This is a genomic window from Rossellomorea sp. NPDC071047 (genome assembly GCF_050270195.1).
Lineage (GTDB): Bacteria > Bacillota > Bacilli > Bacillales > Bacillaceae_B > Rossellomorea.
This window is the reverse complement of record NZ_JBNNJT010000001.1, coordinates 1,016,801-1,038,041: the sequence shown is the minus strand read 5'-3', so window position 1 is coordinate 1,038,041 and position 21,241 is coordinate 1,016,801. Positions and strand designations below refer to the sequence as shown.

The window sequence follows — 21,241 nt, the reverse complement described above, 5'->3', positions numbered from 1 at the left end:
TCCTCTAGAAGGAGGTGAGGTTGGTGGAGAACTACTTTATTTTCATGCTGATATTTCAAGCAGGAAGTTTCATCATTTCTTTGTTGAATCATATTGAAAAGTAGAGGGCTCCTTAAAGGTTTTACCGGACTATGACTGGCCTCATAGTTCGGTTTTTTTCTGTCGGATCGCTTCCCTTATAGTCTATGTAGATCTTCTCGCGAATATACGTTTCTATTAATATAGTAATCGATGGCGTACAGTTTCTAAATTTGCCTATTGTTGTTATCATAGGATTATTGAAAAAATCCAATTAGGGAACTTTCCTTACATACAAACATTTCCAGAAAGGAACCAGACACTTGAAGGTCATACATCAAAAGTATATAAAAGAACGATGCGGTACCGTTTCTTTCAAAAGGGGAGAGGGCTATTACCGTTTTAATAAAGTGAAAATGGACGAATTCAGTTCAAATTATTGTGAAGCGACCGTTATCGGGGATGAAGATTTCCACGTAACCGTTAAAGGGGGAGCTAATGGAGATATCCATGCAGATTGCAGCTGTCCCAAACTGGCGTCGTTTGATAAAGATTGTCAACATATCGCTGCTGTCCTCATCGCTATTCATTATGAGCAGCGTAATGGAAATAGCCAAGGAATGGAAGTAACAGAAGAATTTTTCACCTTGTTTCAGGATGAATCCATACGACCCACTGGTCACCAGAGGCATTTTGAAAACAGAAAAGTACTGCAGTGTGACATATTGATTAAGCCTGTACACTTAAAAACAGGTGAAGCTAAGCTCGGGATTGAATTAACGATCCACTCTATCAAGCTTCAACAAGTTAGAGGGTTTCTCCAGAGTATCAAAGAAGGAGTTCCCATCCATCTTTCAGAATCATTCATTTTCAATCAACAACTTCATTGCTTTGAAATCAATACTGATAATGTGATGAAACAGCTTATAAAAGTGGCCCAGGAAGAGACAACAAACCCTTCATCTGAAGTGAATAATAATGAACAATTGCTCATTCCACCTTCTTCATGGGAGCGGCTTTTACCATCTCTTATAAATGCGCCAAGGGTAATAGTAGAGCAAAGTCAGCACACGGTAGAGGGGATCAAACTATCGAAGCCCCCGCTCCCATTGGAGTTCAAATTTGGCCAATATGAGAACGGAAGCTATCGATTACACATAACCGGGTTAAAAAATATGGTCGTCCTTGATCAATATCAAGCCGTTCTTCTTGAAGGGGAAATCACCCAATTGGACACCAGGGATTGCAAGCGTCTTTCTGAATTAAAGCGACTTCTCACCAAATCAGGAACAGACTCGATTCCCATTCCTCAAACCCAGATAGGCTTCTTTCTTGAAAAAGTTGCAATTGGTTTAAAAAAATTGGGGAAAGTCACAATCGCGGAAGGAATTTCCAAAAGGTTGGAAAGCGCGCCGCTTGTTGCAAAGCTGTATCTTGACCGAGTGAAGAATCGTTTGCTGGCAGGTCTTGAATTTCATTATGAACATGTGGTCATTCACCCATTGGAAAATCGCGAACCACCCTCGGGATCCTTACTGATTAGAGAGGTGGAGAAAGAAGACACCATCCTGGAATTAATGGAAGAGTTCTCTTTCGGAAAAACAGAAGGCGGTTACTTTTTGCACAATGAGGATTTAGAATATGAGTTTTTAACCTATGGAGTGACGAAGATTCAGAAGCTTGTCCAGATCTACGCAACTACAGCAGTGAGAAACCGTGTCTCTAAAGGGAATAATGGACCAAAAATCCGGGTCAAGGTGAAGAAAGAACGAATGAACTGGCTGGAATTCAAATTTGAAATGGATGGGATACCTGACCGACAGATCATGGAGATCCTTGAGGCATTAGATGAAAAACGTAAATATTACCGGATGCGAAACGGATCACTTCTCTCACTGGAATCCAACGAATTTCAAGATATTCAGCGATTTCTTCATACGTCACAAGCGGAGAAAAATGATTTAATCAAGGGACTCAAGCTGCCGTTACATCAAAGTCTCCACCACCTTGATTCCGTTGATGCGAGCCATACGTTCAAATTAGGGGAATCGTATAAAGATTTCCTGCAACATATCATGAATCCCGGCAGCATGGAGTTTGCGGTACCATCAACCTTGGATACAATGTTGAGAGAATATCAAAAAGACGGCTATCGATGGATGAAAACCCTGTCTTATTATGGGCTCGGGGGGATCTTAGCCGATGATATGGGGTTAGGGAAAACCATCCAAAGCATTTCTTTTATTGTTTCTGAGTTAGATGAGATTAGGACGCAGAAACTTCCGGCTCTGATAGTTTGTCCTTCGTCCCTTCTATATAACTGGCAAAGTGAATTCTCGAAGTTTGCTCCTGAAATACAAGCAGTGATACTGGATGGAAATAAATCAGAACGAAGGAAGATGCAAAATGGATTAAAGGATATCGATGTGATCATTATTTCTTATCCATTACTTCGAAGTGACATCAAGTGGTACGAGCAACAGAAATTTCATTCGGTGTTTTATGATGAGGCACAGGCGTTCAAAAATCCAATAACGCAAACAGCAAGAAGCGTAAAGAAAATCGATGCCAAACACCGTTTCGCATTAACCGGCACCCCTGTTGAGAACTCACTCGAAGAGTTGTGGTCAATCTTTCACGTAGTATTTCCGGGGTTATTTCGAGGACTTAAGGATTACAGTCGCCTTACAAAAAAAGATATCGCTAAAAGAATTCGCCCTTTTGTCCTGCGCAGGATGAAGGAAGATGTTTTATCAGAACTTCCAGAAAAACGGGAGATCATGGAATCGGTGGAATTGCTGCCGCCTCAAAAGGAATTGTACGCTGCTTATTTAGCTAAGTTGCGACACGATACCCTTAAGCATCTGGATAAAAATACTTTAAGGAAAAACAGAATCAAAATTCTGGCTGGTTTAACCAGACTTCGACAAATATGCTGTCATCCAGGTTTATTTGTAGAGGGCTACCAGGGAACATCTGCTAAATTCATTGAGCTTATGGAGATTTTGGAAGAATCAAGGCTTTCAGGCAGAAGGGTGCTGGTGTTTTCACAGTTTACTAAAATGCTTGAGTTCATTGGGAGTGAGCTCTCGGCAAAGGGACAGACCTTCTTTTACCTCAATGGCTCAACGCCTTCTGAAGAGCGGGTAGGCATGTGCAACAGATTTAATGATGGCGAACGGGACCTGTTTCTTATTTCATTAAAAGCGGGAGGTACGGGACTCAACTTAACAAGCGCTGATACCGTTATCCTCTATGATACATGGTGGAATCCTGCTGTCGAAGAGCAAGCAGCGGATCGAGCCCACCGCATGGGGCAAAAAAATGAAGTACAAGTCATCAAGCTCATTTCCCGAGGAACCATTGAAGAAAAAATGAATGAGCTGCAAGAAAAAAAGAGACACCTTATTCATGAGGTGATCGATCCTGACGAAAAAATCGTTTCTTCCATCACGGAAGATGAGATTAGAAATATATTATCAATTTAAGATTTGCAGTTGTAAAGGTGGGGCCATCTATAATGAAGCTCCACCTTTTATATTTCCCATCAGCAAGGTTTTTTATCAAGTGCGGGTCATTTATTTACATCCAATAAGGTTAAGACTGGAAGTAACAGAATAAATCTTTATAATAAACTCATCAGCAAAAATTTTTGGACCTCTCATATTTTTTCAAGCCGGGCACGCCTGGTGTATTATTCTAGAATATCATTGACCACGCTGGTCAAAAGTGGTTATAATGAAATTGACCAAATTGGTCAAACGCCTGTCCCTAAGAAGGAGGAAGAGAAAATATTGTTTAAAACATTGAACATAGATCCTGAGAAAGAAGAAAGGATCATTAATGCAGCAACTCAAATTTTTGCGAAGAATGGTTACCAAAATGCCTCAACAAACGCGATCGTGAAGGAAGCAAAGATCTCTAAGGGAATATTATTTCATTATTTTAATAGTAAAAAGGATTTGTACGTTTCACTGTATGAACACCTATCCGACTTATTCACAGAGAAGATTTATGAGCGTATTGACTGGAACGAGCGCGATATTTTCGTTACCATTCGCGCAGTAACGTTGATAAAGTTTGAGCTTTTTGCCGTTTATCCTCATCTGATAAATTTTCTTACCAGTGCATTTCTTGAAGAAGCACCGGAAGTGAAGGATGATATCGAGAAGATTAAAGCCAAAATGGTGGAGAACAGCTTTGCAAAATTATTCTCGAATATGGATAGATCGAAATTCAAAGAAGCAGTCGATGTAGAAAAGTCGATTCAAATTATTTATTGGACCTTTGAAGGAATAGCCAATCAACAACAACAAAAAGCTAAGAAACTTTCTGTAGACGAAATTAATCAAGAAGAAGTACTGGCTGAAATCGATTCCTACATCGAATTATTGAAGGCATCATTCTATAAATAAGATATAGGAAAAGGGAGGATGAAAACCATGAATGTGATTGAAATTAATGAATTAACGAAAACGTACGGAAAGTCGAGAGGGATCACAGACATCAGTTTCCAAGTGAAAGAAGGGGAAATCTTTGGTTTTATCGGGCCTAACGGTGCAGGGAAATCAACGACGATCAGAACCCTCCTTTCGCTGATTCATCCGACTAGCGGCAGTGCGAAAATATTCGGAAAGGATTGTATTGAGTCCGCACCAGAGATTGCGAAGGAAGTAGGATATCTACCATCTGAAGTGTTCTATTACGACAATATGAAGGTGATGGATCTTCTAAAGTACTCAGCAAGCTTCTACAAGAAAGACTGCACGAAGAGGATAAAAGAATTAGCTGAAGTGCTGAACTTAGATTTAACGAAGAAGATTGACGATCTCTCACTAGGAAACAAAAAGAAAGTGGGAATCATTCAAGGACTGCTTCATGAGCCGAAGCTCATTATCTTGGATGAACCAACATCAGGCTTGGATCCATTAATGCAACAAAAATTCTTCGAACTGCTTCAAGCTGAAAATCAGAAGGGAGCCACCATTCTATTTTCTTCTCATATTTTAAGTGAAGTTCAGCGACTATGTGATCGAGTAGCAATCATTAAAGAAGGAAAAATCGTTCAAGTTGAAAAAATCAGCACGTTAAAAGAAAACAATCATAAAAAATTCAAACTTGAAATGAAAAGTGTTGTAGATAAATCATACTTCGAGCTTGAAGGTGTGAGTAATCTTGAAGTGAATCAAAATCATGTCAGCTTCCTGTTCAGGGGTAATATCAACACGGTGATGAAGAAGATTGCCGATATACAAATTGCTAATCTTTGGATCGAGGAGCCAGATTTAGAAGAAATCTTCATGCACTATTATGAAAAGGAGGCTTGATCCTCTATGAATATCTTTTTATATGAATTAAAGGCTTATCGAAAGTCAACGTTTATTTGGACCGGTGCACTTGTTGTTTTAGTGATCCTGTTTATGTCGATGTTTCCTTCTATTTCTAAAGAAATTAATGAATTTAAAAAACTCCTGGAAGGATTCCCAGAGGGGGTAAGAAAAGCGTTAGGTATCCAGGTGGACAGTATTGGCTCTCTAAATGGTTATTATTCTTATATATTTTTGTACATCACACTATGCGGTGCAATTCAAGCCATGAACCTGGGAATCTCAATTAGCTCGAAGGAAATTCGTGAAAAGACAGCTGATTTTCTATTGACTAAACCAGTAACCCGTACGAAGATCCTTTCTTCTAAAATACTCGCAGCTTTAACATCGCTGCTTTTTACAAATATCGTGTATGTGATTGCAGCAGTCACTGTGGCGAATGCGGTAAAAGTGGATAATTTCAGTCTGTATGTATTCTTGTTGATCTCACTAACTCTCTTATTCACTCAATTGATTATATTCGCCGTTGGTATCATCATTGCTGTTGTGTTTCCGAAGGTGAAATCTGTAATCAGCTTATCACTCGGTGTCGTGTTTGGTTTTTTTCTAATAGGTATGGTTGCAGCTGCTGAGGAGGCCACTCGTTATTTATCTCCATTTAAGTACTTTGACTATAGCTATATCATGAACCAAGAGGGATATGAATGGTCATTCCTGATCTTAGGCATGTTATTGATTGCCAATTCACTGATTGGAAGCTTCATTATTTATAACAAAAAAGATATTCATACCGTATAAAGGGGAGGGGAACAAGATGAACATATTTATAAGAGAAATGAAGGCCCATCGCAAATCCCTCATTATATGGTGTATTGGGATGATTGCCTTGATCGGTTCGGGAATGGGAAAGTTTGCTGGATTCTCTTCTTCAGGTCAATCCATGAATGAGCTAATGGCTCAAATGCCAAAATCACTCCAAGCATTTCTAGGCGTAGGCACTCTCGATATATCTACGGCCAGCGGATATTATGGAGTGCTCTTTCTGTATATAGTGTTGCTCTCAACGATTCATGCAGCGATGATTGGTGCAACAATCATTTCAAAGGAAGAAAGGGATAAAACAGTAGAGTTTCTGTTCGTGAAACCCTTGCCCAGGAAGAAAATAATAGGGATTAAATTGTTGGCAGCTCTCACGCAAGTTGGAATTCTGTCAATCATTACATGGACATTTTCTTTACTTATAGTAGGAAGGTATAGTGATGGAGAATCCATTACCAGCGATGTCGGGATGACCATGGTTGGAATGCTAATTTTACAAATATTATTTTTAGTAATCGGTACAGCCATTGCAGCTTCGACCAAAAAGCCTGGAAAAGCCGCGACATTAGCAACAGTCGTTCTATTAGTCACCTTTATCCTTTCCTTTGCCATCGACCTGAACGAAAAAATCGAAGCCTTGAAATACCTCACACCATTCAAGTACTTTGAAGCGAAGACAGTGATGGATGGCGGTTTGGAATTAATATTTGTTGGGATTTCGCTTGCTCTGATAGGTGTATTAGCTGTATCTACGTTTATGTTTTATAATAAGCGGGATTTGAATATATAGAAGAAAGGTACGAGGATATAAAGAGAGTATTGAAAAAGGATCTTTTCCATTAAGGAAAAGACCTTTTTTTAGTAATTTATAATTTTGCCTTTAGTTCTTCAATCTGCTCCAAATGTCTCTTCTCATGATACCCTATAAACGGTACCCATTCATCTAATCGGATAAGTCCGAATATAGGATGAGGATACGCTTTTTTCTGTAATTCTTCTTTGCTTGTTGTATGAAGAAAGGTGAGAAGATCTTTACGGGAAGCATACAGCTTATCTTTCATTTCTTGAAGTGTAAGACTTTCTTCAGTAGGAACGGCAAATGGAGGTGCATCTACTTTCGTCGTGCGGTCTACCGTATAGTGGATCGGCTTCGATGGCACTTCCTGTTCTTCCCCCTTGGCGAACGTTGTTTGAATCGCTTTCGTCAACGATCTCTCCATTAGATACAGATGGTCCAGTACCTGCATGATTGTCCAACGGTCTTCTTCCATTATTTTGTTTAATTCATCATTGGTTAAACCGCTCACACTATTCAATAGTTCAGAACGGATGTCCTCAATTAGATTGATCTGTTTGTCCATATAAGCTCCTCCTCATGGGTTGTTTCAACATCCATTTTACTCTTTTAGAAAGATGGACGTACAGTAATAGCACTTATGAAAAAAAAGCTCAGGAATCTGAGCTTTAAAGGTAATATGGTAAATTGTTAACTATCACTTCCAGCCTGCTCACCTTCTCCATCAAAATCAGGAGCAACAGCTTTTCTGATGAATAGTGAAATCAGAAAAGCAACAGCAGCCAAGGCAAGAGCAAACCAATATGCATGATGTACACCATAGGTCATGGCATTGTTTAATAGTCCATCTGTTAATTCACCCGATTGCCCTTCAATATACCCTGCCTGACTTTGTGTCATAATGCTGACAAATATTGACACACCTAGAGCTCCTGCGACTGGCTGCAGGGTGTTTGCTATGGCGGTCCCATGTGGATATAGATGCTTTGGCAGTTCATTTAAACCATTCGTTTGTGCAGGCATCATGATGGCTGAAATGGATAGCATCAAGACCATGTAGAAAAGGACGAATAACCAGATCGGTGTAAATGGATTTATCGTGCTAAAGAATATCATTACTCCTACTAAAGTTAAGGTTCCTGGGATGATGAGTTTTCTTGGGCCGTATTTATCAAATAACGATCCCATTGTTGGAGACATCAGACCATTTAAGAGGGCCCCGGGAAGTAATAATAATCCGGCTGCTTTTGCAGAATATCCGAGAGGTCCTTGTAAGTACATTGGCATGACGATTTCGGATGCAAACATAGCCATGATGACAATTACGAAGATCGATACTCCTCTCGCATAGCTTTTATATCGGAAAACACGAACATCGAGAAGTGGTTCATCAAGCTTTAACTGACGTAAGACGAATAGTACTAAACTTATAACCGCAATTGAAATAATCACGATAATTTTCAGAGATGTAAACCCGGCAGATTCTTCCCCCGCTGAACTAAATCCATAAACAATTCCACCAATACCAATTGAAGAAAGGATAATGGACAAGATATCCACACTGGGACGCGTGATTTCGCCAACATTTTGTAAATATTTCAGAGCGAATAGAATTGAGAACACGGCGAAGGGGATGACCGTAATGAATAACCATCTCCACCCTAACAAGTCGACAATCACACCAGAAAGAGTCGGGCCGATCGCTGGTGCAAACATAATGACCAGTCCGAACGTACCCATGATTTTACCACGGACTTCCGGTCGGTAAATTAATAATAAGGCATTCATGATGACAGGAATGAGTAAACCGGTCCCAACCGCCTGAATCATCCTGCCGGCAAGTAACATAGGGAAATTCATGGCACATGCAGCAATCACTGTGCCAAGAAGAAACACGCTCATCACACCGATGAACATTTGACGAGTCGTGAACCATTGGATAAGCAGGGCGGAGATAGGCATCAGCACACCCATGACTAGCATGAACCCTGTTGCTAACCACTGAACCGTGGGAGCATCGACGTTAAATACAGCCATTAATTCCGTTAGGGCGATATTTAACAACGTTTCATTTAATATGGCAAAAAAAGCACCGATCATAAAAGTAATGAGGATCGCTTTTGTATTGATTTGTGATGACATGTTGTTCCTCCATTAAAGATTAAAATAAAATACTTATCTATAATGCTTGATTTTGAATGATTTCTCAAGGGAATTGTTCCGTAAATCAAGAAAAAAGAGGGGTGTCACATGGACACACCTCTAAGATATTCTTATGCTTCGCTCTTTCTTCTTCTAAATCGGTGGAAGACAAGATACATCATCGGAACTATGATCAGAGTTAATACAGCAGAGAACAGGATACCTGAAATAATGGTAACTGCAAGTGGTGTAAAAAGGGCATCTCCGCTGACTGCAACAGGAATTAGTGCCACAATCGACGTGAGAGCTGTCAGTAGGATTGGGCGAATACGGGTACGTCCTGATTCCACAACCGCTTCTTTCACCCGCATACCATTCTTCAATCCTTGTTCTATAAACTCAATTAACACGACAGAGTTCCTCACAACAATACCGGTTAATGACACCATCCCCATGACAGCCAGGAAGCTGATCGGGGTTTGAGTAACAAATAACCCGAGAATTGCACCGGCAATCGCAAGATAAACAGCGACAAGAACTAAGAACGGAAGTGATAATGAATTAAATTGAAGAGCAATGACTAAATACACAAGGAAAATGACAATTGTAAATAGTACTGTGATTTCCGCGAAGAAGTCATTCTGAGCTTCATTTTCCCCGCCCAATGTAATGGAATAATTGTTGTCGTCAAGGTTATCTCGTACATCTTTCACGATATCCTGGACATTTTCTTTATAGTTTTCCTCATTCTCAGGAAAAGCACGAATCGTGATTGCACGCTCTCCGTCTTTATGAGGGATGAGTTGTAGTTCTTCTTTTCTCTCAGGAGTAACCAGCTCTCCAAGGGAAATCAGCTTCGGTGGTCCAGCGGGATTAGCTGTTTCAGCGGGAACCTCTAGAGAAGACAAATTCACTTCATCATCATTTCCTTCTAATACCAGTGTCATAGCACGTTTCGTGACACCATTATCAAAGGCTTTCATCGGAATGCCTTCTGTAGCCAATCGGAGTTGTTGGCTGATCTGATTGATTGTAATACCATTTTCCTGGAGAAGCTCGCGGTTTGGAACATATTCAATTGTGGGCTCCATTTCTCCAACATTATCAACGACTAGATCAGTATCGAGTTTTTCAATTTCAGTTGAAATCTTATCACGAAGTTCAATTAATCGATCCATCTCAGGACCAGAAACCGTTACTGTGACAGGAGCCCCTGCCGGAGGACCTTGCTGGATCGTTTCCATAAAGATCAACGCATCAGGATATTCTTCTCTAAGTTTGTCAGTCCATTCGTCAATCAGACCTTGAGCCGTTTGGCTTTCACGATCGACTCTCGCAACCAATTGACCTGTATTTTGGCCGGAATTCGAAAGAGAGCTGTTAAATAAGTTAGGTAGTCCTGAACCAGCAAAAGCCGAGGTTTCATAGACACCCTCATCCGTTTTTAATAGTTGTTCCATGTCTTCTAAAGTGCTTGCTGTTTCTTCAATCGTTGTACCGATTGGCAATGTTACATCCACCGTTACTTCCTCACGATCAGCTGACGGGAAGAATTCAAATGGTGTAAGGGCGATAAGACCAAAGATAGCGGTTGTGAAGACAAGGCCGATGGCAGATACCACTAAAGGTCGCTTGGAAAACTTCTTCAGAACAGTATCAGCATAAAAGTCAGCCAACTTATTCAATGGTTTTCCTAATAAACCGGGTGCATCTGGTACTTTTTTCGTTGTTCTACTATATAGCAGGTATCTCATGATCGGAACAAAGATCAGGGCAACAAGTGTTGATGCGATAATCGTCGTTATCAGCACAGTCGGCAATGCTCTTATGAACGCTCCGTTTCCGCCTGATAAAAATATAAGAGGAAGGAACGTGAATACAATGGCAAGAGAAGAGGTCACAATCGAAACCCAGATCTCTTTGACACCATTTACGGCTCCAATAAGCGCACGATCACCAAGCTTGTAGCGACGTTGAATATTGTCATTCACAACAATTGAGTCATCCACAAGGATACCGAGAGCAATGATGGCACCGATGACGGAGATCTGATTAAGATCCACACCGGAAAATGGCAGTGGAATCAACCCCATCAGGACGGAAATCGGAACGGCTAGTGCAACCACGAACGCTCCAGAAACGGTAAGTCCCAATGCCGTTGTCAAGATAACAGCTACAACGGAAATAGCAAGGGACATAAATAATCCATCAAAGATGTCTGTTACAATCGTGGCTTGAGAGTAATAAGGTTCAAGATTCACATCAGTAGGAAGAGATTTTGCCAGTTCATCCACTTTGTCGCTTACTTTCTCATCCACAGAGGGGATATCTTCCCCTGCCTGAACAAATGCTGTAAAGGAGAGGGAAGGCTTGCCTTCAAATGTGACAATATCTTTAACCTCTTTAGGAGCAATTTCAACGTTTGCTATATCTTGTAAAAAGACCGATTCTCCATCAGGATTCTTGCCAACAAAAAGCTCGTTCATTTCATTAAGAGTTGAGTAATGATCAACCGTTAATTGAACGACTTCCTTATCGACTTCTTGTTTTCCTAGAGGAGTAGGATAGTATTCATCATTAATCGCACTCATGACAGTAGAAGGATTGAGTCCGGATTCTTTTAGTTCATCCTGTTTTAATTCTATGACAATTTCTTCTTCAGGTAATCCCTTTACCGTTATACTGGAAACACCCGAGATTTCCTCGACTTCTTCCTGCCAACGGTTCATTTCTTCACGAAGAGTAAGGAGGGATTCCTTATTCTCACTTGTGAGGTGGTAGGAAACAATCGGCATTTTCACCGTGGATTCGTTAATTTCCGGATCGAATACCTCGTCAGGAAAAGAGGTTGAGGCCTCTGAAACTGCTTGTCGCACATCTCCAAACACTTCTTTTTTGTTTTCTCCATCCTCAACCTCTACAATAATAGTAGAGAAACCGGCTGAAGAGGAGGAGCTGATTTCTTTAATTCCATCGATGGACTGCAGAGAAGATTCGATGGGATTGGTTACCGTCCTTTCAACAGAGTCAACGGTTGCACCTGGATAAACGGTGCTGACCGTTCCAATGTTCACGCTTGTTTCAGGTATTTCCCGCTGTGGTAATTGTAAAAAAGTAAAAATACCGATAATCACAAACAACAAGACAAAAATCAGTGTGATTTTGGAACGGTTTAAAATAGCTTTCAACATGAATGTTATCCTCCTTTGATAATGTTTTGACTCATGGGTCAAATGTTTTTTTATAACTTGAATATTTACTGATATAAAAGTCATTAATCGGTTGACTCACTAGTCATTTTACATGTATTTTTTCTCTAGTCAAGAAATAATGCTCTTCTATTTTTTGGAGAGTATGGTTAAAATGATAGAGTGAATTTTATCTGGATTTAGAGGTGTAGAAATTGGATAAACGTAAATCAATACTCGAATCAGCCGTAGAGCTCTTTGCAGAACACGGATATAATCAAACATCCATGCAGCAAATCGCCGAAAGTGTCGGCATTTCAAAGGGCTCCCTATACTCATTTTTTCAATCAAAAGAAGATTTAATCATATCGATTTATGAACATTATCAGCAACTGGTATTCGAACGGGCTTTCGTGGTCGGGCTAGAAGGGAATTTACCACCTCTTGAACGGTTCGCAAAGCAGTTTCAAGTGCAATTTGAGGGTATACTTGAATATAAGTCCTATATGAAAATGCACATGAGGGGAGAGTCTGCAAAGAATAGTGAGAAATTGGCTGCAATGGAGCACCGTATGAGGGGACGGCTGTTTAGCTGGCTCGAGCATAATCTATTAGAAGTATTTGGAGGGGAAATCAGTCCCTACAAATGGGACCTCATGTGGATGACCCAATCCATCTATTCATCATATATGATGCTTTTGATCTCTACCGAAGATGCCTTGGATCCTTCTATTCTCGGGAAACATTTAGTGCGACAGATTTCACTTCTTGCCGGAGACTTTCTTGGTGGCAAGAGCAAGCCACTGTTAAATGATGAGATGATGAAATCATTTTCCGTAAGCATGGACCGGGAAGGAGCCTTCATTTCATTTGAAAAGAGAGAGAATGCCTGGAAGGGTTTGTATGAAAAAATAAACGGGTTGAGTGGAGAACATGTCAAGTATTACATGAATATCGCAAATCGGATTTCTGAGGAATGCCGCCAAGCGGAGCCGGACGAGTTGATCATCAAAGGGTTACTTCGATTGTTGATGGATGAAGAGAAATTGAAAATAGAAGCTGAAGAGTTAGAGATGCAGCTCCTTCCTGATAAATAGGGAAGGGGTTTTTTTATAATTATTAGCAGGAAAAGATAGATTTAGAAATTTATCACCATCAAATGCTTTATTCGAAAATGGACCTTAGATTTTGATATCGCTATCTTTCCAATTTCACCTCATTTATTGACATATCGTTCATGCTGAATGGGAATAGCACAATACCCTTCCGATAAGAGTTCATTATAACCAAAAATCGCACAACTTAAGTAGTTTTCTAGACGTTTGGTAAGACAAAACCCTTATATTTCAATACCATAATTAAGACCATATCATTTAAAGGAGGGTTTTTATGGCATTTCCCAGTAATTCACAATATACCCCGGTTTTAATTGGGGGAACACCATTATTTGACGTCTTGGGAGATGAGAGTCCGGTATCGACGGATATAGTAGGAAATTCAACATTCCCTGCAGGATTCTTCGCATACGATGGGACCAATGTTTATTTTCGATTAAGACTGAACGGTGATCCACGTAATAATCAATTAACAAGCTTCAGGAATTTTGCATGGGGTGTTTTGATCAACACTACTGGTGTGGCAGGAACGTACGATTGGCTCTTTAACGTTGATGGTTTGAAGAATCGTGTAAGTTTGATTAAGAATACGGTGAAATTAGTGAATTCATGGAATGATCAAGCAGAAGGAACTGGAGGGGGAAACCCTAACTTCGCCCAGGCGATCACCAATTTCGACTTTGCCAGGGTAACGCCTGCTGATTCCAGTATCGGAGGAGGTCAGGATTTCTTTCTTGATTGGTTTCTCCCGGCAAGCACCGTCTTCTCTTTCTTAGGCATAAATGCGTCCACATCCATTCGTGCTGTTTACTTTTCATCTGCAAATACTAACAACTATAATAAGGACTCATTAAGGACAAGTGAAGGATTTTCTTTCTCCAACGCCTTCACTGACCCCGTCACTCCAGATCAGGCGGACATCAGGGCGAAGCTCGCCACCAATAAAGTGCGGAATTCAGGACCGCAGACCGTTGTCCTTGGACAGCAGGCGACTTGGACAGGTACTATAACCGTCACAAATACTGGACGTTCTCAAGCCACCTCAGTGTTTCTTGATGACATCATCGGTCCTGATCAAGTGAATTCATTCGTCGTGAATACAACCTCACAAGGTTTAACGACCTACAACCCATCTAGTAAATCGCTTACCTGGAACGTGGGGAACCTGAGTCCGGGAGCCACTGCAACATTGACATTTACATTGAATGGTGCGTTTACGACAAGTGGTTCTAGGAATTTAGACAGAGTACAAGCAACAGGGTTTGACTCTTCGTCAGGCAACGCCATTCAGTCTAACACTTCCGTCGTCACCATTACCGTCCAACAGACAGCCACCATCAATGGGACCATAACCGATCAATCAACAGGATTGGAATTGCCGAATACAACAGTGTCTCTCCTTCAAGGGATGAGCACGATTGCCACCACTCAATCGAACGCAAGTGGATTTTATACATTTACGAATGTCGTACCCGGCAACTATACTGTAGAGGCAGCCAGAACCAATTATGTTACAGGATCAGCTAATGTAACAGCGGTAGGAGGGACTTCAACAACGGCGAATATTGCACTTGTTCCTCAGCCGAGTACCGTTTCAGGAAATGTATCAAATGGCGGCCCCCTAAACAATGCAACCGTACAGCTTCTAAATAATTCTGGAACCTTAGTAGATACTACAACCACAAATGTAGCAGGAAATTATTCCTTTCCCAACGTGACCCCGGGTCTCTATAATGTTGCTGTTATGGCAGCAGGTTTCCAATCACAATCTCAATCTGTCATGACAGAACCAAATCAGGCATCTGTCGTTAATTTCACCCTCGTTGCAAATCCCGGCTCGATTTCAGGTACGGTCCGTGATTCCACAAATAGTACCGCCATCCCACTTGCAAATGTAGAGTTGCTGGATTCAAACGGGGTACCCATTGCCAGCACCACTGCCAATGGAAGCGGTCAATACACCTTCGATAATCTAGCCCCAGGAACTTATCAGGTTAGATCCTTTGTCACCAACTATGGTACAACGACGGTATCATCAACGGTCACCGCTGGAAATACAACCCTCACAAACATTTTTCTAGAGCCAAATCCTGGTTCAATTCAAGGAGAGGTAGTAGACGAAGATACCTTGGCAGTCATATCAGGAGCATCAGTTCAAGCAGTTAATAGTCAAAATGTCATTGTGGGGAGTACAACAACGAATGGAAGCGGCCAATATTCATTCGATAGCCTTTTACCAGGCTCCTATTCCCTCATTTTTACGGCAAATGGCTATGCCACCCAGACCCTGGGTGCGATTGTCACGTCCAACACTGTGACTATTGTAAATGCTGCCTTATCCAGACTTGCAGGAGCACTGGCTGGTACAGTCCAAGATCCCAACGCTGTAGCCCTTCCAGGTGCAACGATTACGGTATTCCGGAACAATATTCAAATTGGTTCAGTTATTACTGACTCTAATGGGAACTATATGGTGAATGGTCTGCCTCCTGGAAGCTACACCGTTGTCGTGAGTGCACCAAATTACACAACGGAAACCGTAGCAGCCATGATTGAAAACGGTCAAACAACCACAGTCAATGTAACTCTTAATGAAGATCCGGGTACGTTGACTGGGTTTGTCAGGGACACGAATAACAATCCGATTGCGGGGGGAAGCGTGACGGTTCAAATCAGTACTGGTTCTGGAATCATTGTCGCTACAACTGTTACAGAACCTGATGGATCATATTCGGTGCAGAATCTTGCACCGGGGAATTATACGGTTGTCGCAGCGGCATCTAATTTCCAAGCTGCTACTCAAGGTGTGACCATTTCATCCAACGCAACGTCAATTGTAAACTTTAACCTCTCAGCGGACCCTGGTTCGATATCCGGTATCGTGACAAATACACAAACCGGGACGCCGATCACTGGTGTAAACGTACAGGTAAGAATCGTGGATTCAAGCGGTGCCGTTATTTCTACGGTTCTAACCGATGAAAATGGTCAGTATGTTGTAAATGGGTTAGCTCCCGGAATTTACACTGTGGTTGTAACAGCCCCGAATTTTCAAGCCAATGCGGCAACCGTACAAGTCTCGTCTAATCAAACAATAGATGGAAGCATCGCTCTTCAACCTGATCCAGGACAGATTACCGGAACAGTAGTGGACAGTGTAGGAAGCAATCCAATCCCGGGAGCGAGCGTCAGTATTGTGAATAGTTCAGGTACCATAATTACGACTGTGCTGACAGACCCTAACGGGGGATTCATGGCAGGAGGACTTGCACCTGATAACTATACAGTGAATGTATTTGCGAATGATTTCCAAAATGGGAGAGTCGGTGCCCTTGTGTCATCCGGACAGACAACACCTGTATCTGTTTCGTTGGAACCGAATCCAGGGTTCATCACAGGAACGGTCAGTCCAATCGTCCCAAGTACGATTGTCCAATTAAGGGATGTTAATAATGTGCTGATCGATTCAGTTGTTACCAATCAGGACGGCACGTTTTCTTTTAATAATTTAACTCCTGCTACCTATACAGTTTTAGCCTCAGCATCGAACTACTCAACAGCTCAGGCAGGAATTTCGGTCCTCGCAAGCCAAACGACAACAGTAGATTTAATCCTTGTCCCTAATCCGGGGTCTGTGTCAGGGGTCGTAACCGATAACCTTGGGAATCCGGTAGGAAACGCCATTGTACAGATCTATGATCAAAATAATATCCTGATCGGTTCAGGGTTTACAGATTCTTCAGGTCAATATATCGTAGGGAATCTTCCTAGTGGATCTTTCAATGTGGTCGTCAATTCTCCCGGCTTCGGTCAGGTGATCACAGGAATAAACATTGATGTCGGTCAAGATTTAACCGGAGTAAATATTTCCTTGACCCCGAACCCAGGGGTCATCAATGGACAGATCACCAACCTCACGACAGGCGATCCGATTTCAGGTGCAAGCGTAGTCATTATTGACGGTATCTCTCAAATCCCAGTCGCCACAACGACGACTTCAGATTTTGGGAACTATTCAGTCAGTGGTTTGGCACCAGGTTCCTATATCGTTTCCGCTTCAAAACTAAACTTTACCACAGAGCAGACGGGCGCAATTGTCATAAGTGATTCTGCTACGAGAGCTGACGTTGCATTAGGGGAGAACCCGGGATCCATTTCTGGAAATGTAGAAGATTCAAATGGAAACCCGATTACGGGGAATGGAATCCAAATCTCCGTCTTTAATGAAAATAATGTGTTGGTAGTAAGCTTCTTAGCGAACTCAGATGGAACATATACAGTTCCTTCACTTGCACCCGGCACGTATTTCGTTACGGCGAATGCTCCGAATTACTCAACTTCTACTGTATCTGCCATTGTACAATCCAATCAAACTACCAATGTAACCAACGTTCTAGCTGCAAACCCTGTTACGTTAACTGTCCTAGTCGTGATTCAGAATACGGCAACTCCGATTGGAGGATCAACTGTTACAATCCGTCACGGAAATAACATCACGATTGCAACGGGGATTACGGATGAAAACGGGTATGTAACCTTTTTCTCATTGCCGACGGGGACGCTGAATATCACAGCGGATGCCTCATCGTTTGGAACAGATACCAAATCGGTCATTGGTGGACCTGGAGATTTCCTTTTTGCTGAATTGAGTCTCGCACCCAATCCTGGACAGATTCAGGGCTTCATTTCAAATCTTGCAAATGGAGATCCTATTCCAAACGCAGTCATCCAACTCTATGATTTTACAAATGTACTTGTGCAAACCACTTTATCTAATCAAAATGGGGAATATATATTTTTCGGGGTAACACCTGGAGTTTATACCGTCATTGCCAATGCTGCAGATTTCGGTCCGGAGACGGCAGGTGCCATCGTCACTTCTAATCAAACAAGTTTCTTGAGCTTTGCATTAAGTCCCAATCCAGGGATCGTCCAAGGGTTTGTAAAGGACTCGATTACCCTGAATCCTATTGCAGGAGCCACTGTAGAGGTCAGGGAGCTTTCCGGTTCAGGTCCGATTATTTTCACGACGATTACAGACTCGGATGGATTCTTCCAGACAACCACCCTGTCCCCGCGAGTATATGTGTTAGTAGGAAGCAGTCCGGATTTTGGTTCAAACTCCGTATCTGCAGAAGTAATGAGTGGAGGAGTAACCACTGTTGAAATCCTCCTTACCCCAAATCCCGGGTCATTAACAGGGACGGTAAGGGATGCACAGACTTTGCAACCATTGACGGACACGTTAGTCAGGGTCATCGATAACCAGGGAACAGTAGTTGCTGCGGTTCAAACAACAGTTGATGGAACATACCTCATTCCAGGATTGACTGAAGGAAGTTATTCCGTTTCCGCCATAAACACAGGATATCAGTCTCTTATTCAACAGGTAAATATATTGCCGAATAACACCACATTGCTGGATTTCAACCTCTTGGCCAATCCAGCCACCCTAAGAGGAACGGTCATCGACGCAATTACAGGGTCTCCATTAACGGGCGTCATCATCGAGGTTTATGTCAATGGGACAGATATATTGGTAAGGCGTGTACTAACAGATGAAAATGGAGATTATTTGATTGAAGGACTTCCTCAAGGGACTCTTGATGTAACCGCCCAACTTCAAGACTACGCAATCAGTGTCAATACAGTGTTCTTATCTCCGGGGGAGAGTGAGGAGCTTAATATTGCACTTATCCCATTTCCGGCAACTGTTCAAGGGTTGATAAGAGATGCCGTTACACAGGAACCGATCAGCGGAGCTCTTGTAAAAGTGGTTATACCGAATACCGACATCGTTGTTGGAAGCATCATAACTTCAAGCGATGGAACGTATTCGATCGGTAATTTACCAGAGGGCAGCTATAATGTGGTGATTTCAGCAGACGGTTATTCAACCGTAGTCATACCTGTCATTCTTGTACCGAATGGAACTGAAACGGTAAATGCTGACCTTGATCCTAATCCGGCTGGGATTACAGGTTCCGTATTAAATGCACAGACAACCGTTGGCATAGCGGGGGCACTAGTGAGGATTTTCAACTCAGACGGAGTGTTTATTACAAGTACTTTGACAGATGGAAATGGTTTTTATGCACTTTTTGGTTTGGCACAAGGTCAGTACACCGTCATTGCAAGTGCAGACGGATTCGGAGATCAGATTGCGATAGTCACGTTATCACCTGGTGAAACGGAAAATCTTGATTTTAACTTATCAAATCTAACTGCAACGCTTAGAGGAACAGTAAGTGATGCAGTCAACGATCAACCGATTCAATCCGCACTCGTCCAAGTCTTCAGGATAGGAACATCGCTTCCTATTGCTTCTGTTCTCACCAATGGTTCTGGAGAGTATGAATTTACGGGACTCGACCCGAGGGAGTACCGGGTGGTCTTCTCTGCAGATGGTTATACCAGTGAGGTATTTAGAATTTTCCTAACGAATGGGGAAATCCAGACGCTGAATGTGGAACTCGGTCGTCAACCAGCCACCATTAGAGGACGGGTGACTGATGCGAATACAGGAGAACCTATCCAAAGTGCAGGTGTCATAACAGTCATTAGTGGAAGCGGGATTGTAGTAGCCTCAACCCTGACAGACCAGGAAGGAAAGTATATTCTAACAGGTCTTGCCCCTGGTGATTATAATGTCATATTCTCTGCGGACGGTTATGTAAGTCAGACGGTCATGATCACGTTAAGTCAGGGTGAAACAGCTATCCTTAATGCCGCATTAGAACCCAATCCAGCGACCCTAACCGGGTTTGTGCGGGACGCTGCTACCTTGTGTCCGATTGAGAATGTGCTCATCCAGGTATTCACGCCTGAAGGAACCCTCATAGGAACAACACTTACGGATATGAACGGTAACTATACAATATCGGGCTTACCTGGTGGAACTGTTGTCGTCATCGCCAGAGCAATAGGATATCAAAGTCAATTACAAACGGTCTCGCTCACCAGGGGAAATATCAGCACGCTCAACTTCTTATTGGAAGACAATCCGGCAAGTGTCAGTGGAAGCGTGACAGATATTCAAACAGGGCTACCCATTTCTCAAGTTCTCGTACAAATCTTCCCTGCAGGTTCACAGGTGCCGATTCGTTCGACATTGACAGATCCCTCTGGATTCTATATCTTAACGGGCTTACCTCCTGGAACCTACGTCATACGATTCACCGCTTCAGGGTACCCGGTTAAAGAAGTAACCATCGTTCTGCAAGAAGGAGAGAACCGCCTGTTGGATATCCAATTGGGTGAAATCGTCCCTCCCACGCCTTCGAACCTGAGACCTGAATGTATAGCTGTGGAAAAAGTATATGATTGGGTTATCGCTACACAAAATGCAACTCAAGCCGTGGGTTTATCTCCGGACTGCAGAGACATGGTGAATGGACTCCTTGTAAGAGGAGAGGGAATAAGTGTTCATTGTCAGCTTAGTCCTTCTGTAGATCCAAGCTGCTCTCTTATATCATTTGAAAGGGGGACCCGGGGCTATGTTGAAATCCGCGGGGAAACGGTACTGCTTGTGACGATACGATCACGCTCTGATGAAGGAGAATCCTGCACGATGGAAGTTCCTGTGTTATTTGATAAAAAGGTCGGGGTTTGCTTACCAGAAGGTATGGATGCCGGTAATGTGAACTGCTCGATCGTTGATATTAAGTGTCGTGAGAAGGAAGCTAGCCTCACACGTGAACAAGTGGAAATTCAATTCATCGCATGCTTGGAAGTGGAAATTTTTCATCCGGTCATATTGGAAGTTCTGGGAACATTCTGTACACCTAGAATGAATGTCAAGCGGGTAGAAGATGAAGATTGGATGTGTTAAAAATA

Annotated in this window: 10 protein-coding genes; 7 read left to right on the top strand and 3 right to left on the bottom strand. The window is 42.1% G+C overall.

Annotated elements, in window-relative coordinates; all coding sequences use genetic code 11:
• Positions 1-341 precede the first annotated feature (341 nt).
• The 5 genes from ACQKFO_RS05460 to ACQKFO_RS05440 all read left to right on the top strand — a co-directional run bounded on the left by ACQKFO_RS05460 (position 342) and on the right by ACQKFO_RS05440 (position 6,954).
• The gene (locus ACQKFO_RS05460; RefSeq protein WP_427597307.1) at positions 342-3,506 is read left to right on the top strand and encodes an SNF2 helicase associated domain-containing protein; all 3,165 of its coding nucleotides are present in this window, start codon (positions 342-344) and stop codon (positions 3,504-3,506) included.
• 306 nt (positions 3,507-3,812) lie between these two features.
• The gene (locus ACQKFO_RS05455; RefSeq protein WP_427597306.1) at positions 3,813-4,433 is read left to right on the top strand and encodes a TetR/AcrR family transcriptional regulator; all 621 of its coding nucleotides are present in this window, start codon (positions 3,813-3,815) and stop codon (positions 4,431-4,433) included.
• Positions 4,434-4,460: 27 nt separating this feature from the next.
• A complete protein-coding gene (locus ACQKFO_RS05450; protein ID WP_427597305.1) occupies positions 4,461-5,345 on the top strand; it encodes an ABC transporter ATP-binding protein in 885 nt (294 codons plus the stop codon).
• A gap of 6 nt (positions 5,346-5,351) precedes the next feature.
• Complete coding sequence (locus tag ACQKFO_RS05445) at positions 5,352-6,143, top strand: ABC transporter permease subunit (protein ID WP_427597303.1); 792 nt, start codon at positions 5,352-5,354, stop codon at positions 6,141-6,143.
• 16 nt (positions 6,144-6,159) lie between these two features.
• Complete coding sequence (locus tag ACQKFO_RS05440; RefSeq protein ID WP_427597302.1) at positions 6,160-6,954, top strand: ABC transporter permease subunit; 795 nt, start codon at positions 6,160-6,162, stop codon at positions 6,952-6,954.
• Positions 6,955-7,030: 76 nt separating this feature from the next.
• On the opposite strand, the gene ACQKFO_RS05435 is transcribed toward ACQKFO_RS05440, so the two are convergent.
• The 3 genes from ACQKFO_RS05435 to ACQKFO_RS05425 all read right to left on the bottom strand — a co-directional run bounded on the left by ACQKFO_RS05435 (position 7,031) and on the right by ACQKFO_RS05425 (position 12,293).
• Positions 7,031-7,525 carry a DinB family protein gene (locus tag ACQKFO_RS05435; protein WP_427597301.1) on the bottom strand — a complete coding sequence of 165 codons (495 nt, stop codon included), beginning with the start codon at positions 7,523-7,525 and terminating at the stop codon, positions 7,031-7,033.
• 125 nt (positions 7,526-7,650) lie between these two features.
• Entirely contained in the window at positions 7,651-9,102 is a 1,452-nt protein-coding gene (locus tag ACQKFO_RS05430) for an MDR family MFS transporter (protein ID WP_427597300.1), read from the bottom strand.
• A gap of 131 nt (positions 9,103-9,233) precedes the next feature.
• The gene (locus tag ACQKFO_RS05425) at positions 9,234-12,293 is read right to left on the bottom strand and encodes an efflux RND transporter permease subunit (RefSeq protein WP_427597299.1); all 3,060 of its coding nucleotides are present in this window, start codon (positions 12,291-12,293) and stop codon (positions 9,234-9,236) included.
• A 212-nt stretch (positions 12,294-12,505) separates the two neighbouring features.
• Here ACQKFO_RS05425 and ACQKFO_RS05420 point away from each other — a divergent pair, with 212 nt between their 5' ends.
• Positions 12,506-13,387, top strand: coding sequence for a TetR/AcrR family transcriptional regulator (locus tag ACQKFO_RS05420; protein WP_427597298.1), 882 nt, complete (start codon positions 12,506-12,508; stop codon positions 13,385-13,387).
• Between the two features lie 292 nt (positions 13,388-13,679).
• Positions 13,680-21,236, top strand: coding sequence for a carboxypeptidase regulatory-like domain-containing protein (locus ACQKFO_RS05415; protein WP_427597297.1), 7,557 nt, complete (start codon positions 13,680-13,682; stop codon positions 21,234-21,236).
• Positions 21,237-21,241 lie beyond the last annotated feature (5 nt).

Excerpts from the sequence above, each read along its gene's own strand:
- ACQKFO_RS05425 (WP_427597299.1), bottom strand. The coding sequence starts at position 12,293 with ATGTTGAAAGCTATTTTAAACCGTTCCAAAATCACACTGATTTTTGTC.
- ACQKFO_RS05445 (WP_427597303.1), top strand. The coding sequence starts at position 5,352 with ATGAATATCTTTTTATATGAATTAAAGGCTTATCGAAAGTCAACGTTT.
- ACQKFO_RS05415 (WP_427597297.1), top strand. The coding sequence starts at position 13,680 with ATGGCATTTCCCAGTAATTCACAATATACCCCGGTTTTAATTGGGGGA.
- ACQKFO_RS05440 (WP_427597302.1), top strand. The coding sequence starts at position 6,160 with ATGAACATATTTATAAGAGAAATGAAGGCCCATCGCAAATCCCTCATT.
- ACQKFO_RS05435 (WP_427597301.1), bottom strand. The coding sequence starts at position 7,525 with ATGGACAAACAGATCAATCTAATTGAGGACATCCGTTCTGAACTATTG.
- ACQKFO_RS05450 (WP_427597305.1), top strand. The coding sequence starts at position 4,461 with ATGAATGTGATTGAAATTAATGAATTAACGAAAACGTACGGAAAGTCG.
- ACQKFO_RS05430 (WP_427597300.1), bottom strand. The coding sequence starts at position 9,102 with ATGTCATCACAAATCAATACAAAAGCGATCCTCATTACTTTTATGATC.